Genomic DNA, 1035 nt, shown 5'->3' on the forward strand with positions numbered 1-1035 from the left:
ACGTACAGCAGCGAGGTGTACTCCAGCTTGCCTTCGACCTTGTTGTGGCTCCACGCCAGCGGGTCGCTGTGGTCGTGGGCGACGTGCTTGTAGAACTCGGTGTACTCCGCATCGCTGATCTCGGTGCGCGGGCGGGTCCACAGCGCGCTGGCGCGGTTGACGGTTTCCCACTCGATCGCGGCGCCTTCTTCGCCGCCTTCCTTGGGCATCTGGATCGGCAGGCCGATGTGGTCGGAGTACTTCTTGAGGATGCTGCGCAGGCGCCAGCCGTCGGCGAAGTCGTGCTCGCCGTCCTTCAGGTGCAGGACGATGCGGGTGCCGCGCTCGGCCTTGTCGATGGTGGCGACATCGAAATCGCCTTCGCCACGCGAGGTCCAGCGCACGCCTTCATTGGCGGCCAGGCCGGCGCGGCGCGAAGTGACTTCCACTTCGTCGGCGACGATGAAGGCGCTGTAGAAGCCGACGCCGAACTGGCCGATCAGCTGCGAGTCCTTCTTCTGGTCGCCGGACAGCTGGCGCAGGAAGTCGCCGGTGCCGGACTTGGCGATGGTGCCAAGGTGGGTGATGGCATCGGCGCGGCTCATGCCGATGCCGTTGTCTTCGATGGTGATGGTGTGGGCGGCCGGATCGAAGCTGACGCGCACGCGCAGTTCGCTGTCGCCTTCCAGCAGCTCAGGCTGGGTCAGGGCTTCGAAGCGCAGCTTGTCGGCGGCGTCGGCGGCATTGGAGACCAGCTCGCGGAGGAAGATTTCCTTGTTGGAGTACAGCGAGTGGATCATCAGCTGCAGCAGCTGCTTGACTTCGGTCTGGAAGCCAAGGGTTTCGGTCTGGGTCGTCTCGGTCATCGGGTAGGGCTCCATGTGCGGTGCCGCGCAAGCGCGTGCGGCCTCGCCAAGGGGTAAGGGTGATTGTCCCGAAATCAAGGGGTTGGTCGGCCGGGCTGCGCCCRGCACCCGCCGAGGCCAAAGCAACAGCAACAGCAAAAGCGGGCATTCCGTGGGATGGCGGGGCACTGTGGGTTTGCGGGGACGCCGT

1 protein-coding gene is annotated in these 1035 nt (G+C 65.5%); it reads right to left on the bottom strand.

Translation table 11 applies throughout. From position 1 onward, the window contains the following. Nucleotides 1-845 (bottom strand): molecular chaperone HtpG (gene htpG, locus AB4Y84_RS22340; RefSeq protein ID WP_442251017.1); only part of this gene is annotated, 845 nt, incomplete at its 3' end. Nucleotides 846-1035 lie beyond the last annotated feature (190 nt).

It is taken from the genome of Stenotrophomonas sp. 2YAF22 (assembly GCF_052114665.1).
GTDB classification, from domain to species: domain Bacteria; phylum Pseudomonadota; class Gammaproteobacteria; order Xanthomonadales; family Xanthomonadaceae; genus Stenotrophomonas; species Stenotrophomonas indicatrix.